This is a genomic window from Peribacillus sp. TH14 (assembly GCF_016651145.1).
GTDB classification, from domain to species: Bacteria; Bacillota; Bacilli; order Bacillales; family DSM-1321; genus Peribacillus; species Peribacillus butanolivorans.
This window is the reverse complement of sequence record NZ_JAEKEK010000001.1, coordinates 2,126,930-2,145,567: the sequence shown is the minus strand read 5'-3', so window position 1 is coordinate 2,145,567 and position 18,638 is coordinate 2,126,930. Positions and strand designations below refer to the sequence as shown.

Annotated in this window: 18 protein-coding genes and 1 pseudogene; 8 read left to right on the top strand and 11 right to left on the bottom strand. The window is 38.9% G+C overall.

Annotated features, from left to right (window positions below):
- Window positions 1-53: 53 nt before the first annotated feature.
- A complete protein-coding gene (locus tag JFU50_RS10415) occupies window positions 54-602 on the bottom strand; it encodes a hypothetical protein (RefSeq protein ID WP_201187628.1) in 549 nt (182 codons plus the stop codon).
- Window positions 603-610: 8 nt separating this feature from the next.
- Window positions 611-1,804: a ParM/StbA family protein gene (locus JFU50_RS10410; protein WP_201187630.1), complete on the bottom strand. Its 1,194-nt coding sequence runs from the start codon at window positions 1,802-1,804 to the stop codon at window positions 611-613.
- 311 nt (window positions 1,805-2,115) lie between these two features.
- Between JFU50_RS10410 and JFU50_RS10405 the strand changes: the two genes are divergently transcribed.
- Complete coding sequence (locus JFU50_RS10405; RefSeq protein WP_201222532.1) at window positions 2,116-2,451, top strand: FAD-binding oxidoreductase; 336 nt, start codon at window positions 2,116-2,118, stop codon at window positions 2,449-2,451.
- 84 nt (window positions 2,452-2,535) lie between these two features.
- Here the strand turns inward: JFU50_RS10405 and JFU50_RS31960 are convergent.
- Window positions 2,536-2,684, bottom strand: a pseudogene (locus JFU50_RS31960) (ParM/StbA family protein); the annotation flags it as partial.
- A gap of 467 nt (window positions 2,685-3,151) precedes the next feature.
- On the opposite strand from JFU50_RS31960, the gene JFU50_RS10395 reads away from it, so the two are divergent.
- The 3 genes from JFU50_RS10395 (at window position 3,152) to JFU50_RS10385 (ending at window position 5,841) form a co-directional block, all read left to right on the top strand.
- Window positions 3,152-4,669, top strand: a complete 1,518-nt coding sequence (locus JFU50_RS10395; RefSeq protein ID WP_201222530.1) for an FAD-dependent oxidoreductase — start codon at window positions 3,152-3,154, stop codon at window positions 4,667-4,669.
- Window positions 4,670-4,779: 110 nt separating this feature from the next.
- Window positions 4,780-4,974, top strand: coding sequence for a YwbE family protein (locus JFU50_RS10390; RefSeq protein WP_053348380.1), 195 nt, complete (start codon window positions 4,780-4,782; stop codon window positions 4,972-4,974).
- 207 nt (window positions 4,975-5,181) lie between these two features.
- The gene (locus JFU50_RS10385; protein ID WP_201222528.1) at window positions 5,182-5,841 is read left to right on the top strand and encodes an SIMPL domain-containing protein; all 660 of its coding nucleotides are present in this window, start codon (window positions 5,182-5,184) and stop codon (window positions 5,839-5,841) included.
- A 64-nt stretch (window positions 5,842-5,905) separates the two neighbouring features.
- On the opposite strand, the gene purU is transcribed toward JFU50_RS10385, so the two are convergent.
- Together purU and JFU50_RS10375 are read right to left on the bottom strand one after the other, a co-directional pair.
- Complete coding sequence (gene purU / locus JFU50_RS10380; protein ID WP_056527664.1) at window positions 5,906-6,805, bottom strand: formyltetrahydrofolate deformylase; 900 nt, start codon at window positions 6,803-6,805, stop codon at window positions 5,906-5,908.
- A 164-nt stretch (window positions 6,806-6,969) separates the two neighbouring features.
- Window positions 6,970-7,311 carry a hypothetical protein gene (locus JFU50_RS10375; RefSeq protein ID WP_201222526.1) on the bottom strand — a complete coding sequence of 114 codons (342 nt, stop codon included), beginning with the start codon at window positions 7,309-7,311 and terminating at the stop codon, window positions 6,970-6,972.
- A gap of 817 nt (window positions 7,312-8,128) precedes the next feature.
- Here JFU50_RS10375 and JFU50_RS10370 point away from each other — a divergent pair.
- The 4 genes from JFU50_RS10370 (at window position 8,129) to JFU50_RS10355 (ending at window position 12,316) form a co-directional block, all read left to right on the top strand.
- Window positions 8,129-8,908: a transporter substrate-binding domain-containing protein gene (locus JFU50_RS10370; protein ID WP_201187644.1), complete on the top strand. Its 780-nt coding sequence runs from the start codon at window positions 8,129-8,131 to the stop codon at window positions 8,906-8,908.
- A 26-nt stretch (window positions 8,909-8,934) separates the two neighbouring features.
- Complete coding sequence (locus JFU50_RS10365; protein ID WP_053348376.1) at window positions 8,935-9,600, top strand: amino acid ABC transporter permease; 666 nt, start codon at window positions 8,935-8,937, stop codon at window positions 9,598-9,600.
- Window positions 9,601-9,611: 11 nt separating this feature from the next.
- A complete protein-coding gene (locus JFU50_RS10360; protein WP_056522118.1) occupies window positions 9,612-10,352 on the top strand; it encodes an amino acid ABC transporter ATP-binding protein in 741 nt (246 codons plus the stop codon).
- A 311-nt stretch (window positions 10,353-10,663) separates the two neighbouring features.
- Entirely contained in the window at window positions 10,664-12,316 is a 1,653-nt protein-coding gene (locus JFU50_RS10355; protein ID WP_201187647.1) for a glutamine--tRNA ligase/YqeY domain fusion protein, read from the top strand.
- 65 nt (window positions 12,317-12,381) lie between these two features.
- On the opposite strand, the gene JFU50_RS10350 is transcribed toward JFU50_RS10355, so the two are convergent.
- From JFU50_RS10350 to JFU50_RS10325, 6 genes are all read right to left on the bottom strand, one after another.
- On the bottom strand, window positions 12,382-13,239 hold the full coding sequence (locus JFU50_RS10350) for an STAS domain-containing protein (RefSeq protein ID WP_201187650.1): 858 nt from the start codon (window positions 13,237-13,239) through the stop codon (window positions 12,382-12,384).
- 23 nt (window positions 13,240-13,262) lie between these two features.
- On the bottom strand, window positions 13,263-14,222 hold the full coding sequence (msrB, locus tag JFU50_RS10345; protein ID WP_201187653.1) for a peptide-methionine (R)-S-oxide reductase MsrB: 960 nt from the start codon (window positions 14,220-14,222) through the stop codon (window positions 13,263-13,265).
- Window positions 14,223-14,404: 182 nt separating this feature from the next.
- Window positions 14,405-15,589, bottom strand: coding sequence for a NupC/NupG family nucleoside CNT transporter (locus JFU50_RS10340; RefSeq protein WP_201187656.1), 1,185 nt, complete (start codon window positions 15,587-15,589; stop codon window positions 14,405-14,407).
- Window positions 15,590-16,006: 417 nt separating this feature from the next.
- Window positions 16,007-16,489 carry a hypothetical protein gene (locus JFU50_RS10335; RefSeq protein WP_201222524.1) on the bottom strand — a complete coding sequence of 161 codons (483 nt, stop codon included), beginning with the start codon at window positions 16,487-16,489 and terminating at the stop codon, window positions 16,007-16,009.
- A gap of 167 nt (window positions 16,490-16,656) precedes the next feature.
- Complete coding sequence (locus JFU50_RS10330; RefSeq protein ID WP_201222522.1) at window positions 16,657-17,895, bottom strand: sensor histidine kinase; 1,239 nt, start codon at window positions 17,893-17,895, stop codon at window positions 16,657-16,659.
- A gap of 10 nt (window positions 17,896-17,905) precedes the next feature.
- Window positions 17,906-18,577: a response regulator transcription factor gene (locus JFU50_RS10325; protein ID WP_201222520.1), complete on the bottom strand. Its 672-nt coding sequence runs from the start codon at window positions 18,575-18,577 to the stop codon at window positions 17,906-17,908.
- Window positions 18,578-18,638: the final 61 nt, after the last annotated feature.

Genomic DNA, 18,638 nt, shown 5'->3' with positions numbered 1-18,638 from the left:
CGTTAATAAAAAAGAAGGATATCCAACATGTTGTCAGATACCCTTCTACATACTTATTGATTCATTTGATCAAGAAAATCACCAAGAAGATCATCAAGGTTTTCCTCTTCAGGTTCTGGTTCCTCCACTTGTTGTGTGGTTTCATCCAAACTCCAATCAAAGTCATCCAAATCTTTCTTAGATATTTCCTTCTGCACCACTTCAGTATCCTGTTCCTGTTCTTCGGGCCCATCCTGCAAATAAATCTCCTCATTAATTACATTACTGTTCAATGAGGCTAGCAAGGCAGTCGCGCGTAAAGGATCGGATAAAAGATGGTACATAATCGTTCCAAGCATAGCTTCTGAGTGGGAATGCTTGAGCCAGTCACGCTGAGATTTGCTAAGCTTGTTCGGCATGGGTAGAGCAATCATTTCCCGTTCCTGATGGGTGGATTGTCCGATTCCATCGAGAACATACTCGGCAATTTTACTGGAAAAATTCCTTCTTTCTGTTTCCTTCAATTTCTGCAGCTGTCTTAACGTATAATCTGATACATCTGAAGGGATACGAAAAGTGATGGCTTGTCCTCTTTTGATTTCAGAAGAAGCTGTTTTTTTCATTCTCTCACCTATTTAACAGCACCTGATCTATGTTCTTTCTTCTTTTGCTGGGATTGATGTTGTTCCTTTGAATTCCGGCGATTAAAATCCGAAATCAATTTATAATAGGCGTTGGCCATCATCCAAACGCTTTCCCGTTCATCTTCAAAAAAGTCTATATTGTAGCCATCAAAATTTTGATTTAGCGTTTTCAGATAATCTTTCAAGACAATCGATCCTCCGCCGACAAAATAGCAGATTTCCGTTTGCGAGTTTTTCTGCCATACGTTACGTAGGTGACGGTATTGCTTTTTCGCAAGTTCTCCTAAAATCCGGTCGATGATATCATGGACGCTTGTCCGGCTTCCGCGAACCATAATATGATTACGGTCGTTTTTCTTCGTGATGATTTCAACGACATCGCGTCTGCTATCCAACTCGACACCGTGTTTTTTTCTGATTTCTTCACGAATAGATTCAAGAGCCTCAGCTACTCCAAGATTGAATCCTTGCGCCTTATCATCGTCAACTTTACGGTTTTTAATGACCGCGATATCTGTCGATAGTCCGCCAATATCTTGAATGAGAATTCTTCTGTCTATTAATTCACGGTTAATGATATTCAAATCATTGTCCATGACTAAATTAATGTATGCGGCGAAGCCCTCTGGATAGACTTTCACTTCATCAAATTTGATATTAACCTTCATACCTTGGTATTTGGGTGTAATTAAAAATTCTACTTGGTGAACGGAACCCAGTAACTTCGAACGGTATCCAACATCTTTCCCTTCCTTAACTTCCCGAAGAGGTAGACCTGTGCCCAGCGTATAATTCGCTTCGACAACGTTATTTACTTTTTTGAACTTATCATTATTCCCTTGCTTGGCAGCATCCAATGCAAGAGCCGCAAAAAGCATTACTAATGTTTGGTCTTCCTCTGATTTACTGCTCCCCAAATCTAGTTCTGCTGGGTTATCACTTTTTGTCGCTAAATTTCCCACACGATAAATGGCATTATTGTCTTGCAGGGCAGGTGAATGGACTCTAATATGTATCCCTTCTAATGGGTTTTTTTCATCGAGTTCTTCGATTCCTATGACCGGCCGATCTTCAATGTCTTTTGCAATGACATTTGGTATATATAATTCAGACTCTAGCTTTCCAAAAATAGCTTTAATTGCATCATTTCCTACGTCTACTGCTGCGATTCTAGAACTCATCTAAAAACATCCCCTTTTATAAAAAAATTTAGGTGGAGCACTCTATTAAGCATAGAAAAGGTTTCTATAATAGTCAATCCATCATAAGTTGTAGCTTTATTTGTCGAATTGTATTCATTTTTGTGTACATTAGGAACAAATATGTACACACGTTATATATAACCATGTGTACTCATTTGTAAACCTGTTTACTTTTTCGTGTACAAACCATCTACTTTTGTTTACTTGCATACATAATTGTAAACAAATAAAATAACTAACTTTTAAAAATCTTCTTCTTATAAAAGCTAGCGTATATATAAAAGAAAATTTTGGGATCGGTAATAAATGGAGATATTAAAAATGACCGAAAAAAATACAGAACTCCCCCAATATCCGGAGCCATATTGGCGCAGTACTTTATCTTTCCTTCGTTTTCTAAGCTAGAAACGGATATAACAGCTGATGTCTTAATTGTTGCTGAAGGAATTTCTGGTATCACCTCAGCCTATCTATTAGCCAAGCAAGGTGTGAAAGCCACACTCATTGAGGCAGGCGAAATACTTAATAGAACAACTGGCCAGACAATCGCAAAAATCACGGCCCATCATGGCTTGATTTACGACCAGTTGATTACTGACCACGGTGAGGAAAAGGCTAGACTATGAAGCCAACACTGAAGGAATGGGGCTTATCAAAGGATTGATAGAAGAACATTCTATTGAATGTACAAGATGTTTAGTTTACGCAAATACTAATGTTTGGTCTTCCTCTGATTTACTGCTCCCCAAATCTAGTTCTGTTGGGTTATCACTTTTTGTCGCTAAATTCCCACACGATAAATGGCATTATTGTCTTTTAGTGCTGGTGAATGGACTCTAATATGTATCCCTTCCAATGTTTTTTGCAATGACATTTGGTATATATAGTTCACAGACTCTAGCTTTCCAAAAATAGCTTTAATTGCATCCTTTCCTACGTCTGCTGCTGCGATTCTAGAACTCATCTAAAAACATCTTCTTTTTCATAAAAAATTTAGGTGGAGCACTCTATTAAGCATAGAAAAGGTTTCTATAATAGTCAATCCTTCATAAATTGTAGCCTTATTTGTCTAATTGTATACATTTTCGTATACATCAGGAACAAATATGTACACACCATATATATAGCCATGTGTACTCATTTGTAAACATGTTTACTTATTTGTGTACAAACCATCTACTTTTGTTTACATGTATACAATATTGTAAACAAGCACAAAAACTAACTTTTAATAGTCTTCTTCTTATAAAAATAAGCGTAAAAAAAGAGAATTTGGGCATGGTAATAAATGGACAAACCACTAATGAAACGTATGGAGGTATTCAAATGACCGAAAAAAATACAGAACTTCCTCAATATCCGGAGCCATACTGGCGCAGTACTTTATCCTTTCCTTCGTTTTCTAAGCTAGAAACAGATATAACAACTGATGTCTTAATTGTTGGTGGAGGAATTACGGGTATCACTTCAGCTTATCTATTAGCCAAGCAAGGTGTGAAAGTCACACTCATTGAGGCAAGCGAGATACTTAATGGAACAACTGGCCATACAACCGCAAAAATCACGGCCCAGCACGGCTTGATTTACAACCAGTTGATTACTGATCACGGTGAGGAGAAGGCCAGACTTTACTATCAGGCCAACACTGAAGGAATGGAGCTTATCAAAGGATTGATAGAAGAACATTCTATTGAATGCAATTTGAATGTTCAAGATGCTTATGTATACGCAAATACCGATGAATATAAAAGTAAAATCCAAGAGGAACTAAAGGCCTATCAAAAACTTGGCATTCGAGGAGATTATGCAGAAAAGATCCCTTTCTCTATTCCATGTAAAGCTGCTGTGATTATGAAGGATCAAGCCCAGTTTCATCCATTAAAATATTTAACAGCCCTCATCCCCCCTATTCTGGAAGCTGGAGGGAATATCTATGAACGTACAACGGCTATGAAAATTGAAGACGGCAAGCCACCAACCGTTATAACTGAAACGGGGCATACAATCAAAAGCAACCATATAATAGTTGCCTCTCACTTCCCATTTAATGATGAAATGGGATTATACTTTGCTCGTACTCATATAAAAAGATCCTATGTTCTTGGAATTAAGACCGAACAGGAATACCCCGGTGGTATGTATTACAGCGCTGACAACCCCACCCGTTCCCTTCGTTATACAGAGGACAATGGGGAAAAACTTATACTTGTAGGCGGGGAAGGCCATAAAACCGGTCAGGGTATCTCGACAATTGAACATTATGAAGCCTTACAGGACTTTAGTTCCCAATATTTCAATGTAAAAGATATTCCTTATCGCTGGTCAGCACAAGATATTGTGACACCAGATAATCTGCCATTCGTCGGCCCAGTAACATCTAATCATCCAAACGTTCTCATTGCAACCGGCTATGCGAAATGGGGTATGACGAATGGATCAATTGCTGCAAAAATCTTAACTGATCATATTCTGCAAAAGGACAACCGATATGCAGATCTATATAATCCAGCCCGTATAAAAGGAATGAAAAATATAGTCGAAGACAACGCTGATGTAGCGAAGCATTTGATTAAAAGTAAATTGGCAGTTATTCATAAAACGCCAGAAGATTTAGGGATAGATGAAGGTGCCATCGTCAAGGTAAATGGAGATAAAGCCGGGTGTTACCGAGATCATGAAGGCCAGCTTCATATTGTAGATTCCACATGCACTCATATGGGTTGTGAGGTGGCGTGGAATAGCGGCGATCGCACCTGGGACTGTCCATGTCATGCTTCTCGTTACTCTATCACTGGTGAAGTATTAAATGGCCCTGCTGTCGAGCCGCTTAAAAAGATTCAATAGAGCTTTGCGAGATTGTTATCTAAAAGTCGACTAGGTCTGCTGTTTTCCTTATACTGAAGTTACTGCACTATCAAAGGTTGCAAATAACTCTAAAAAGGACTGAATTAAACATGAACGGTCAAAATCGAAAAGATATTACTCCAGGTACCTCTGTGGACATTGTTCTTAAAGCAGATCAACGCAGCGGAAAGCTAACACGTGGAACAGTAAAAGATATTTTAACCAACTCCAGCAGCCACCCGCATGGAATTAAAGTAAGATTGACAGATGGCCAGGTTGGCAGGGTTCAAGTCATTCATAAATAAAACGCACTCGGTTTTAGGCCGAGTGTTTTTTTGTATCTTTTTTTAAGCTAAAACAGATTAAAAAACATTCTGTTAGACATCCCTTTTTTCTTTAAATGTGCCGAAAGAATTAATAGCAGCCGGGATATTTCATATTTCAATCATGTTTCCCCCTAATACTTCGTACAATAGGGTTGAGATTATCTCTTTAAAAAGGTTGGTGTCAAAATGAATCAAGAATTTATTGTTCCTGACCGGGATTATCAACATAGCAGGAATCATACTTTGAAAGTTTCCGGTTCAGAAACGCTCCAGGCTGCTCCTGACCAAGCCGTAATCACCCTTGGAGTTATATCCGAGGATGTGGACCCTCAGGTAGCTCAGCAGGCCAATTCTCAAGCAATAGCGAAAGTCATTGCATCTCTTAGATCCATTGGCATTCCAGAAGAGCAATTAAAAACAAGTGATTACAGAATTGATCCACAATATGATTATATCGAAGGAAAAGAATTGTTTAAAAACTATAAAGTCCAGCACATTATCCAGGCCAAAACGACTGACATTGAAAAAATAGGCAGCATAATCGACACAGCAGTCAGAAGTGGTGCCAATTCCATTACAAGCATTCGCTTTTCCTTATCCAATCCAGAAGCTTACTATAACCAGGCACTTTCGCTTGCTTTAAAAAATGCATACGAAAAGGCCCTTTCCATGGCTCGAACGTTAGGAATCTCATTGAATCCAGTCCCTAATCAGGTTGAGGAACTCTCAGAAACTTCGCCACCCGCCCTTTTCCAAACCAGTTCCTATACAAAAATGGCCTCTACCCCTATTCAGCCTGGAGAATTAAACATCACGGCCTCAGTAAGGGTAGAATATACGTATTAATCATTACTTATTCAATACAAAAACCCCCCTTCGGCAAATTTCAATGCCAAATGGGGGGCTCTTATTAAAAGACTACTGTTTTATTTTCATGAACAAGTACACGGTCCTCCAAATGCCATTTAACAGCACGGGCAAGTACCCTGCGTTCAGCTGAACGACCGACTTTCTTCATATCTTCTGCAGAATCACGGTGATCGACACGTTCAATATCCTGCTCGATAATTGGACCCTCATCCAAATCGTTTGTTACATAATGCGAAGTTGCCCCAATCAGCTTAACACCTCGATTATAAGCTCTTTCATAAGGTCGGGCCCCGATGAACGCAGGTAAAAACGAATGGTGGATATTGATGATTTTATTCGGATGTGCAGCCACAAAATCAGGCGTCAATATCTGCATATATCTTGCTAGTACAATTAGGTCGACATTAAATTCTTCCAGAAGTTTAAGCTGTTGTGCTTCCACTTCCTTACGTATGTCCTTATTAGCAGGAATATAATAAAAAGGAATGTTCATGGATTCGACAATTTGCCTCGTATCTTCATGATTACTGATGACAAGCGCAATATCAGCCAATAGATCCCCGCTTTGCCACTCCCATAGCAATTCCAGAAGGCAATGTGGCTCCTTAGAAACGAAGATTGCCGTCCTCTTTAAATCACTCACATAGTTAAATGTCCATTGCATCGAAAATTTTGTCGAAATTTCTTGAAAGGCTACTTCCATATCCAAAGCCTTTTCCTTTAAGCCCGGGCAATCAAATTCTATCCTGGTAAAAAAGGTGCCGCCCTCTGGGTTCATGGAATACTGGCTCAATTCAACAATATTAGCTCCATGTTCTTTAAGGAATGCCGTAACCGTCGCAACAATTCCTGGTTGGTCCGGACATTTTATAATTAAACGACCTCTATCTTGATTTTTCACACGAAATTCCTGTAACTGTTCTTGCACAAAGTTGCTCACTATTTTCCCAACTGCCCTTCTGCTATTTTGCTATATTATACTTCAACACATAGGCAAAGTTAAAGTCAGTCTATTCAGAAAAACCCTGCCTGAAGCTAACTTGCTCCCTTAACTTTTAGAATAATTGTGTTTTTTTATAAAAAAAGGTAACAAAAGAAGGCTCATTATCCTTCTTTTGTTACCTTTTTTAAAAGCTCTTTTTCGTTGTTGTTATCTACCACAATAATGTAATCTTCTGTTCCCTTAACAGAATAGATTTTCGATCCAACTTCAAAATAATTTGATTGATTTTCTTTTGGCATTTCATCTGGTTTTGTTTTCTTTTCTACTGTACCAATCTCTTCTCCAAACTCTTTACTCTTGTCTAGTTTATCTTCAGTTCCGTTATATTCTTTATTATTAACTATAACAATTACAGCAGAACTACCTGAGTCTGTGCTTTCTTGATTGCACCCAGTTAAAATAACTAGATAAACAATCAATAAAATAAAAAGTGCTTTTTTCATATTTGCCTCCAAAATAGAATTTTAAAATGTAATATATTTGATATTTTACCTTTTATTACTTTAACATTAAATTGAAATATTCAGAACAAATAGTATTAATTTATAAATATCGAATACTTACAACAAATACTTTCCATTAACTATATATAATTGTATAAGCAGGTCTTAGGTCTATTATGTTTTTGCATTTAGGCAATACATTATTCTTAGAATTTTGTCTCTTTTAATGAATGTATGTTAAGTGTAAATATCATACATTCAAATCTTTGATTTCATTGACCTCACGTTTATTCTCTTTATACTCAAAATAGAAGAAAAATCGTACATTCAAACCGCTGGTTGAAAAGGATTTATAGTTAAAGAAAGGTCGATGAAAGATGACTCAATCAAAAGACGTGCAGCAGTTAGAAGATATGACGGTAATTCAGTTAAAAAGGACTGAATTACCGTTTTTTACGTTTTAGAGAAATACCTAAAAAGAAGCCATTTTTACTGCATGAGTTAGATAACTATCCCAAAGAAATTAACCAATAATTAAAATTAATCCAATTCCTTCAATCCATATTAAAGGTTTACATATGGTGTGATTTCTCCATCTTTGTAATCTTTAATTATCGTTAAATCAAATGAAGTACAAATCAATATTATCCTCATTAATTTGCATATTAAAAAGGAATTAATCATTGAAAAGTCGGCATATTCAGGGTCGACTTTTTATTGATTTGGTTTATTTTTCCTGTAAAATAAGGTTATTCACGATCTCATTAGGGTATAGACCATTCTATTAGTTTTTTTCAAAGGGGGAAATGAAATAATCATGAAATTATCAGTTAAATTCATTCTAGTATTACTGATTATTCTTGGTCTTCTGTCCGGCTGTGCTGAAAAAGATCAGCTAGAGGATGGTAGTAAGCTGATCAATAAGGACCAGTTTGTATTCGCTGCCTCAGGTGAATTCAAGCCATTTAGTTACGTTAATGATGACATGACCGTAACAGGATTTGATATTGAAGTCGGAGAAGCAATCGCGAATGAACTTGGTCTAGAACCGGTCCCAAAGCGGATTAAATTTAAGGGAATCGTCGAGGGTGTCAAAACCGGTCGGGCAGATGCCGCGGTTGCCAGTCATACAATTAATGAACAACGAAGTAAACATGTTGCTTTTTCCACCCCGTATTACTACTCAGGTCCACAAATTTTCGTCCGATCCGATAGTGATATCAAAACAGTCGAAGATTTAAAGGGAAAGGAAGTTGCCGCTTCTAAAGGCTCCACATACGCAACCACAGCAGAAAAGTATACAACCAATGTAAAAACCTACGACAGTGATATCACCGCTCTTAAAGCATTAAGCGGAGGTCGTCATGATGCCGTTATTACCGACTTTGTAACCGGTAAAGAAGCGACCAAAGAAGGATTCGACATCAAAGGGCGTCAATTGATAGAACGCAGTGAGCAGGCCATAGTTCTACCGAATGATAACCCCCAGCTGCTGATACGCATTAATGAAGCACTTGAAAACCTCCGAGAAGATGGAACACTTGCAGCAATTAGCAAAAAGTACTTTGGGGAAGATATCACTACTAAACCTGAATAAAGATTGATAGAAAGGGAGTTTTTACATTGCCAAGCTTTTCTCATTTTTTTGATACATTATTTAGCTCATCGGATGTGTTTATCCGAGCCATGCTCCTCACATTGGAGCTTACGGTAGTTTCCATATTAGTAGGAATTATCATCGGGTTACTCTTCGCACTTTTAAAAATTTCTAATATAAAAATTCTTGCTTGGATTTCAGATACATACGTATTCCTGGTACGAGGAACACCGCTTATCGTACAGATATTTATTCTCTATTTTGGTATCAGCAATCTCTTCCTCCTACCAGACTTCTGGGCAGCGTCACTTGCCCTAGCCTTTCATAACGGAGCTTATATCTCTGAAATTTTACGCGGTACAATTCAATCCATTGACAAAGGCCAAATGGAAGCTGGACGTTCCCTTGGAATGAGCAATGCACTCGCATTAAGAAGAATCATCCTACCACAAGCCTTCCGACGCGCATTGCCGCCACTAGGCAACCAATTCATCATCGGACTGAAGGATTCATCACTAGCCGCCTTCATATCCATGAATGAGTTGTTTAACGTAGCCACTACGTTAGGTTCAAATAATTTTGATGAAATGACATATTTATTGATTGTAGCGGTCTACTATTTAATTCTTGTGGCATTCCTGACCATTATCGTCAATACATTTGAAAAGAAACTGTCCATTAGTGATCGATAGGGGGAATTGAAATGGAACAAAAAGAAATGATTCGCATTAGGAATTTAAATAAATCTTATGGAAACCTTCACGTGCTAAAAGATATTGATATGAAGGTATTAGATAGTGACGTTGTCTGTCTGATCGGGCCTAGCGGTTCCGGAAAAAGCACCCTGCTCCGTTGCTTGAACTACTTGGAGAAGAAAGACAGCGGACAAATCCTTATCGAAGGAACTGAAGTAGAGCCGGGTACCCACGATATTAATAAAATTCGTGAGAAAGTTGGAATGGTTTTTCAGCATTTCTATCTCTTTCCGCACATGACCGTACTCGAAAATGTTATTGAAGCACCGACTCACGTCAAAAAAATCCCTAAGGCCCAAGCCATCGAGGAAGCAAAAGCGCTACTGGCTAAAGTTGGGTTATCAGATAAAGCAGATGTCTATCCAAGCAAGCTCTCCGGTGGCCAAAAACAGCGGGTTGCGATCGCTCGAGCTCTCGCCATGAAGCCCGATATCCTACTCTTTGATGAGCCCACCTCTGCTCTCGATCCTGAACTTGTCGGTGAGGTACTAGCTACGATGAAGGAACTTGCCTTAGAAGGGATGACAATGGTAGTCGTTACCCATGAAATGAGCTTTGCCCGTGAAGTTGGGGATTGGATTGTCTTCATGCATAATGGACGGGTTGTAGAAAGTGGCCCACCAAAAGAATTTTTCTCCAATCCAAAAGAAGAGCGAACGAAGGAATTTTTACAAACAACGGTATTTTAACTATAATCCTTTATTAAGCAATGCAGGCTTGATTCCTGTATTGCTTATTTTTTATAAAAGTGATTCGATAAAACCCATCAATAGGTTTCGTTTTTTGTTTATTAAATACTAGTTAGATAGTTTCCTCACATAAATGATTAAAGTTTCAGGGATATTTCCGATCTGATTGTGCAAACTAAATACTAGATGAATTGTTTAAGAACGTATTCTAAAACCATGATTCCGGCTCGAACATGGAAAAATATCTGTATTTATGGTATATATACAGGTAAAATTAAAAGAAGTATATAAATGAAAGAGGTCGAATTCAGTTGGAAAATAACTCTTCGAATTTTATTAAAAATATTATAAAAGATGATCTAGAGTCCGGAAAACATGATCATATTATCACCCGCTTCCCTCCTGAGCCAAACGGATATTTACATATTGGGCACGCCAAATCAATTATTTTGAATTTTGGAGTGGCTGATGAATTTAATGGTAAAACCAACCTTCGATTTGATGATACCAATCCATTGAAAGAAGATATTGAGTATGTCAATTCTATCAAGGAAGATGTGAAATGGCTCGGTTACGATTGGGATAACCTTTTTTTCGCGTCCGATTATTTTGACGAAATGTACAAAAGAGCTGTACTGCTCATCAATAAAGGACTGGCATACGTCGATGACCTGAATGCCGACCAAATCCGCGAATATCGTGGAACGTTAACAGAGCCGGGAAAAGATAGCCCGTACCGCAATAGATCAGTCGAGGAAAACCTTGAGTTATTTGAAAAGATGCGTAGCGGCGAATTCGAGAACGGTACAAAAGTACTGCGAGCAAAAATCGATATGAGCTCACCTAACATCAATCTGCGCGATCCCGTTATTTACCGAATCTCCCATACAGAACACCATAATACCGGCGACAAATGGTGCATCTACCCAATGTACGCCTTTGCCCACCCTATTGAAGATGCAATTGAAGGAGTCACACACTCCATTTGTACGCTTGAATTTGAAGATCAACGCCCGCTTTATGATTGGATTGTTGAAAACTGCGAAATGGAAAGTAAGCCACAGCAATACGAATTTGGCCGTCTAAACCTGACAAATACCGTAATGAGCAAGCGGAAACTGAAGCAACTTGTCGATGAAGCCTTTGTGGACGGCTGGGACGACCCACGTATGCCTACCGTATCCGGATTACGAAGACGCGGTTATACACCCGAAGCTATTCGTGCATTCTGCCTTGAAATAGGCGTTGCGAAAACTAGCGGTGTCGTAGACTCTCAAATGCTCGATCATTTCGTTCGAGAAGATCTAAAACTGAAGGCGCCACGGACCATGGCTATTCTAAAGCCTCTTAAAGTAGTTATCACCAACTATCCAGAAAATGAAGTTGAATGGCTGGATGCTGAGGTCAACCCAGAAGTTCCGGAGATGGGTACGCGACAAATTCCATTCTCACGTGAAATATATATCGAACAGGACGATTTCATGGAAAATCCCCCGAAAAAGTATTTCCGTCTTTTCCCGGGCAATGAAGTCCGTTTAAAACATGCTTATTTCATTAAATGTGAAGAAGTGATAAAAGACGAAGCCGGAAACGTCATTGAACTTCGCTGCACTTACGATATTGAAACAAAAAGCGGCTCTGGTTTCACTGGTCGTAAGGTGAAAGGAACACTGCACTGGGTCGAGGCTACACAAGCTGTTTCAGCAGAATTCCGTAACTACCAACCTTTAATTTTGGATAAGGAAAGTGAAGAAGAAGAAGAAAAATCATTCTTGGAGCGGGTAAACCCTGAATCCATAGAAATTTTACAAGGGTTTGTTGAGCCCAACATGAAAAATGTTAAGCCTCAGGATAAATTCCAATTCTTTAGACACGGCTATTACAATGTTGATTCAAAACTCACTGCAGCTGATCACTTGGTCTTCAACCAAATTGTTGGATTGAAGAGTTCATTCAAGTTATAAAATCACTAAAAAGAACCAGATCCCTTATTGGAATCTGGTTCTTTTTCACTCTATACACCCTTGAGTCATTTTCTTTCATATAGTTTGATTCCTTGCTTGGAAAGTGCCTGCTTAAGAGTACTGTGAGTCGAAACGTGACTAAAATCCAATCCTAGCTGAATGGACATCTGTGCTACTTCAGGACGAATTCCGGAAATTGTAGATTGAATGCCTAATAAATTAAGGGTACTTATCAATTGATAGATTTGATGAGCAACCATCGTATCTAAAAGGGTCACACCCGATAAGTCGATAAATAAGTGAGAAACATTTTTACTAATACATTTGCCTGGAGTAGTATTCAAAATCCCCTTTGCCCGAAAGGTATCAATTTCCCCGATTAATGGCAATACCGCAATAGCATCAACAATAGGAATAACTGGAGCACCTAATTCATTAATCAGTTCCTGTTGCGCTAGTAAACGTTCTTTTGTCAAAAGATAATACTGCTCAGTGAACTCATGGTTCAATTGATCAAATGCGCTATTAATAAGCCGACTCCATCGGATAATTGTCCCCTTTGAAATCCCCGCATCAACCTGGAGCATATAGCCAGCGATAAAATCCCAGTATGCTCTCCGTACTTTATTAAGCGCTTCTAACACTTCGTATATGGGCGTATCCGACTCAACCCTACTTTTCGCTACCAATGTTGCCCACTGCTCCATAGTTTCTACAAAAACAGTTTTATCCTCTAGTAAGACACTTGTCACTGTCTTGATAGTCAACGTATTCTGCTTCCTAAGAATCTCCTCAACTTCTTCATGGGTATCAACTGAATAGATGGATCCATCTTGTTTCTCTCGTAAAGCCAGCCAGTTTTCCGTAATTGTGGAAGAGTGATCAAGGATGTATCGATATAACAATTCATCTTTTATATCCATTTGTGTTCCCCTATCTCAACTAATTATTTCATTGAAAAAAGCAACAATAAATCTCCATAGCCTTCCCGCTCCATTTCATTTCTAGGAATGAATCGAAGGGCGGCAGAATTGATGCAATAGCGCGTGCCCTTAGGACCAGGACCATCCGGAAAAACGTGACCAAGATGTGAGTCAGCTTCCCTGCTGCGTACCTCCGTCCGGGTCATCCGATGGCTTAGATCCATTTTTTCATTGACGCTTGCCGACATGATCGGCTTTGTAAAGCTTGGCCACCCACATCCGCTATCATACTTATTCCGTGAACTGAAAAGGGGCTCCCCTGAAACGACATCCACATAAATGCCTTCTTCAAAGTGATTCCAATATACATTATCGAAAGGTGGCTCTGTCCCATTTTCTTGGGTGACATGAAACTGACTCTCGGTTAAAGTTTCTCTGAGATGAGCTTTATCATTAGGCCAATTTTCTTTTATAAAAGCATCGCGTCCTGAGCTTTTACGATACAATGCATAACGAAATTGATTTTTCCGATAGAATTCCTGATGGTATTCCTCGGCCTCATAAAATTCCCCTGAGGGTAAAATACCCGTAATAATAGGCTTTTTAAACCGCCCGCTCATCATTAAATTTTCCTTTGATTGCTCCGCTTCCATTTTTTGCTGATCATTTAGAAAGTAAATTATTGCCCTGTATTGCTTACCTCTATCCGAGAACTGTCCACCATCATCTGTCGGATCAATTTGCTGCCAAAATATCTCTAATAGTTCTTTATAGGCAATGATTGATGGATCAAATACCACTTGAACAGCTTCTACATGATCAGTCGTACCTGAAATCACTTGTTTGTAACTGGGATTGACTACATTACCACCTGTATAACCCGATGTTACTTTAATAATCCCATCCATATCATCAAAGGGAGCAACCATGCACCAAAAACAACCTCCTGCAAAGATAGCCGTTTCACTCTTATTCATTGTCATCTCCACTCCCTTTTCATGGCTAGTTATGCTGTTTATGTATTATATACCAGCATGCTAATCCCCTTCAATTCCCATCAAGAAATAGGAGTTTCCCAATCCGCCGAATAATAAAAGGCACTTGGGATATACCCAAGTGCCTTGAATGTTAGTCAGTATATTGATGAGCTGTCTAATCCCGTGATTTAAAGAATCACACTGACGATGATTGCTGATAGAATGCTGACAAGAGTCGCACCGTATAGCAACTTCAAGCCGAAACGAGCCACAACATTACCTTGTTTTTCATGTAGGCCTTTAACAGCACCTGCAATGATTCCGATAGATGAAAAATTCGCGAATGAAACCAAGAAAACCGAAACGATTCCTATCGTCCTATCGCTCAAGGCTGCTGATGCATCCCCTAAGCTCAGCATGGCAACAAATTCATTAGTTACTAGTTTTGTCGCCATGATTCCGCCTGCAGTCACGGTTTCTGAAATCGGTATCCCCATGATAAAAGCAAACGGTGCAAAAATATACCCCAAGATGTCTTGGAAACTGATGCCGATAATCATATCGAATAAGCTGTTAATTCCTGCAATTAGTGCAACGAAACCAATTAACATCGCGGCTACAGTGATAGCAACCTTAAATCCATCCATGATATATTCCCCAAGCATTTCGAAGAACGACTGCTTCTCTGCCCCTTCTTCAACAGGGAGAATATCATCTTCATCCGTTACCGTATAAGGGTTAATAATGGATGCAATGATAAATCCACCAAACATGTTAATAACAATAGCCGTCACAACATACTTTGGTTCAATCATAGTCATATAAGCTCCGACAATCGACATCGATACGGTTGACATGGCTGACGCACAAAGCGTATACATACGTGATGGCGGAATGGAACCGAGTTGCTTCTTCAAGGTTATGAAAACCTCGGATTGGCCGACAATTGCTGATGCTACCGCATTGTAAGATTCCAATTTCCCCATTCCATTCACCTTACTAAGCAGGTAGCCGATCCACTTCATGACGAACGGAAGGATTTTGAAGTGCTGTAAAATCCCTATTAATGCCGAGATGAATACGATAGGAAGAAGGACATTTAAAAAGAACGGCGATGCTCCTTCGTTTACAATCCCACCAAATACAAATGTAATCCCTTCATTTGCCCATTCTAATAGTTTTCCAAAACCATCGGCAATCGAATTGATTATCACTAAACCAAACTTCGTATTTAATAATAGATAAGTTAAAATAAGCTGCATGATCACCATGAGGATAATCGGTTTAACTTTGACTTTCTTTCGGTCACTGCTTGCCAACAAGGCTAGTCCAAAAACAATAAGCAACCCTAAAATTGCTATCAGAAATTTCATGTATTCTGCCTCCACTAAGGTGAATTTTAATGATCGTGCATTAATAGTAGGATACCCTCAAAAATTTTATGCAAACGTTTTCTATTTAATCCATATTACATTACTTGTACGTACATCTTCAAATTTATATATTATACTAATATTTTTTCAAGTGCAATTATTTTCTCTCTTTTTCAAAATGGGAATTTACGGGAATGCTAACTCTCCAAACATAAAGAAAAGGCTCCTTTATATAAGGAACCCTCTCTTTACATGCTTTGATTCCTATCACAAACACTAAAGACGTATAGTTTTTTGCAGAAATGTTCTTATAAAAACCTCTACTTGCTATAAACAATTAGGCAACAGTGTTCACTTATCATCTATTCATAAAACATGTAGTTTACCGTAATCTATATGTATATATAATAATTTCTTTTAAGCTGCAGATTTTCTGGACATCACCGACGTGACTAATCCAGCTCCTCCTATGACAAGGATGATAAAAGATGTGGCCAAACCACCCACCCCTTGATAAAAGTTGATAACTTTACCTGCTAAAGAGTCTCCGCCTTGAAAGCCCCCACCGCTCGGCATCTCACCTGGAGTTCCAGATCCGTTAGGCCCCCCCTGAGGAGGTGTCCCCATATTACCCTGTCCACCATTAGGGGTCGTAGCGGTAGTTGAATCATCGGTCGCTGCCGTATCGCTATCCGTTGAATCTTCTGTTATCGAGTCATCAGTTGTAGCCGAGTCAGTAGTGTTGTTGTTAGTAGGCTGGCCCATCATCCTTTGTCCTGCCATCTCCTCCTGTGTGTCACCGCCATTCACATACATCATGATGCCGAAAACTGCTTGAACAACTAAAAGGACTGAAGCAACTATCCCAATCAAAAAGTGTAACTTACTAAATTTCACCATATACAATTCTCCTTCGTAACAAAATGTATTATTTCTTATAAGGAGATTATCTAAAAAGACCCTTAATTTTTCCTTAAGTGACTGGGAAAAATAAGAGTCTTTTTTATTTCTATATTTTAATAAAAAGTATTTTAAATCTATTTCTGTTATAGGTCTTTTTAAAACCATTATTTATTTTTTTGGTTTCTAGGAAAAGTTATTTCAAAACGAGTGCTTGTATTCGGTTCACTAGTCACTTTGATAGTCCCCTGGTGGGTGTTGACAATCCATTTAGCAATAGACAGGCCTAATCCTGAACCTTCATTTGCGGAGCGAGAATGCTCAATTTGATAAAATCGATTAAAAATCTTTGGAATCTCTTCCTGGGGGATGCCTTTTCCATTATCCTCTACAGAAAGAATAATCGAAGATGAATTTTTAACGCAGGAAATGGAAATTACACCACCCTCATCCGTGAATTTCATGGCATTATCCACTAATATTACCAGTAACTGGTGTATTCTTTCTTTATCGCCAAGGAAAACAACCTGATTAGGAGCATAACTAGTAATTGTTTTTTCTTCGAAAGAAGCTATATCCGTATACTGTTCCACAATTTCCAAAAGTAAGTCATCCAGGAAAAAGTTTGCCTTTTTGACCTCCATTTGATTCGAATCCGTCCGAGTCAAGGTTAAAAGACCATTTACCAGCTTATTCAACCTCCTGACTTCTTTAGATATAATCGATATATCAACCGCTTTTTCCTCGATTGTCGCGTTCGGTGATTGAAATAGCAAATCAGCTCGCGATTGAATGACGGCAAGCGGCGTTCGAATTTCATGTGAGGCATCCGAGACAAACTGCTGCTGCTGATCCCAAGATTTCTTGACCGGGATCAGGGCCCGCCCTGCCAGAAGATAGCCTGCACCTACCGCCACTAGGCTTCCAATTCCTCCACCAACAAACAATATGAGCAACAAGCGATCGAGCATTTCCTTTTCTGTATCCACATTCCTGATGAATTGTACGGCCATCTCTCCATACTCCGTATCGACCTTGGTGGAAAGAGCCCGATACGTGTATCCATTCACCGATATTTCTTCAATCTCATCAAAAATTTCAGGGAAAAATTGTTGTTCATTGACCTTAAAAAAATGATCCTCACTCAGTCTTGGCTCAATGATCGTTTCATCCGGTCCCCAAACGATGACACTCGGTCCCGGTCCTAAGAGAAACTCACCTTGCGGACGTCCGCCTGGCATTCCTCCATTATTGAAATCCCTGTAATCCTTTTTAAGTGAATCATTGACATCCTTATAGATCTGATTTTCAGTATAGAAATAAATCGTTCTGCTTAATATGGCTATTAAGACAATAAAGACGACAGAATTCAATAATGTTAGTTGAAGCCGCGTTTTTTGGAACATAATGATCCCCTTATGGTTGTTTTAGCATATAACCAATACCCCGAACAGTTTGAATATCTTTATGATAATTGAAAGGTTCCAATTTTTTTCTAAGGTGATGGATGAACACTTCCACAATGGCAATCGTCGTATCTGAATCAAACCCCCAAATGCGGTCGAAAATCTGCTCACGGGTCAATATTTTCCCATTATTTTGAATTAGGTACTCCAATAATTCAAACTGTTTCAAGGTCATTTTAATGACCTTTCCATCAACCAAAATATCCTTTTCCTTTTCCAACAGTTCAATATTACGGTATTTCACTTGCTGCTCAAGCGATATAATGCCACTCCTTCGAAGCAGGGCACGAATCCTGGCCTTAAGTTCCGGTGCCTGAAACGGCTTGACTAAATAATCATCGCCACCCATTTCCAATCCTCTGACACGATCCTCAAGCGCATCTTTTGCCGTCAAAAACAAGACACTTGTATCTATTTTTGCATCCCTGATTTTCCGTACGATTTCAAATCCATCGATTCCCGGAAGCATTACATCCAAAATGATGATATCGTATATACTTTGCTTGGCCATGAATAGACCATCTTCCCCATTATCTGCTGTATCGACTTCATATTCATCCGTCAAAATTTGTCGGATCGATTCTAATAATGAAACATTATCTTCTACCACCAAAACCTTCATACAGGGTACCTCCCAACCGCTTCAATTGTGATATATGTTGATTTTATCCTTTTTCATATGC

Excerpts from the sequence above, each read along its gene's own strand:
- JFU50_RS10395 (WP_201222530.1), top strand. The coding sequence starts at position 3,152 with ATGACCGAAAAAAATACAGAACTTCCTCAATATCCGGAGCCATACTGG.
- JFU50_RS10385 (WP_201222528.1), top strand. The coding sequence starts at position 5,182 with ATGAATCAAGAATTTATTGTTCCTGACCGGGATTATCAACATAGCAGG.
- JFU50_RS10370 (WP_201187644.1), top strand. The coding sequence starts at position 8,129 with ATGAAATTATCAGTTAAATTCATTCTAGTATTACTGATTATTCTTGGT.
- msrB (WP_201187653.1), bottom strand. The coding sequence starts at position 14,222 with ATGACAATGAATAAGAGTGAAACGGCTATCTTTGCAGGAGGTTGTTTT.
- JFU50_RS10360 (WP_056522118.1), top strand. The coding sequence starts at position 9,612 with ATGGAACAAAAAGAAATGATTCGCATTAGGAATTTAAATAAATCTTAT.
- JFU50_RS10335 (WP_201222524.1), bottom strand. The coding sequence starts at position 16,489 with ATGGTGAAATTTAGTAAGTTACACTTTTTGATTGGGATAGTTGCTTCA.
- JFU50_RS10375 (WP_201222526.1), bottom strand. The coding sequence starts at position 7,311 with ATGAAAAAAGCACTTTTTATTTTATTGATTGTTTATCTAGTTATTTTA.
- JFU50_RS10325 (WP_201222520.1), bottom strand. The coding sequence starts at position 18,577 with ATGAAGGTTTTGGTGGTAGAAGATAATGTTTCATTATTAGAATCGATC.
- JFU50_RS10330 (WP_201222522.1), bottom strand. The coding sequence starts at position 17,895 with ATGTTCCAAAAAACGCGGCTTCAACTAACATTATTGAATTCTGTCGTC.
- JFU50_RS10415 (WP_201187628.1), bottom strand. The coding sequence starts at position 602 with ATGAAAAAAACAGCTTCTTCTGAAATCAAAAGAGGACAAGCCATCACT.
- JFU50_RS10390 (WP_053348380.1), top strand. The coding sequence starts at position 4,780 with ATGAACGGTCAAAATCGAAAAGATATTACTCCAGGTACCTCTGTGGAC.
- JFU50_RS10410 (WP_201187630.1), bottom strand. The coding sequence starts at position 1,804 with ATGAGTTCTAGAATCGCAGCAGTAGACGTAGGAAATGATGCAATTAAA.
- JFU50_RS10340 (WP_201187656.1), bottom strand. The coding sequence starts at position 15,589 with ATGAAATTTCTGATAGCAATTTTAGGGTTGCTTATTGTTTTTGGACTA.
- JFU50_RS10350 (WP_201187650.1), bottom strand. The coding sequence starts at position 13,239 with ATGGATATAAAAGATGAATTGTTATATCGATACATCCTTGATCACTCT.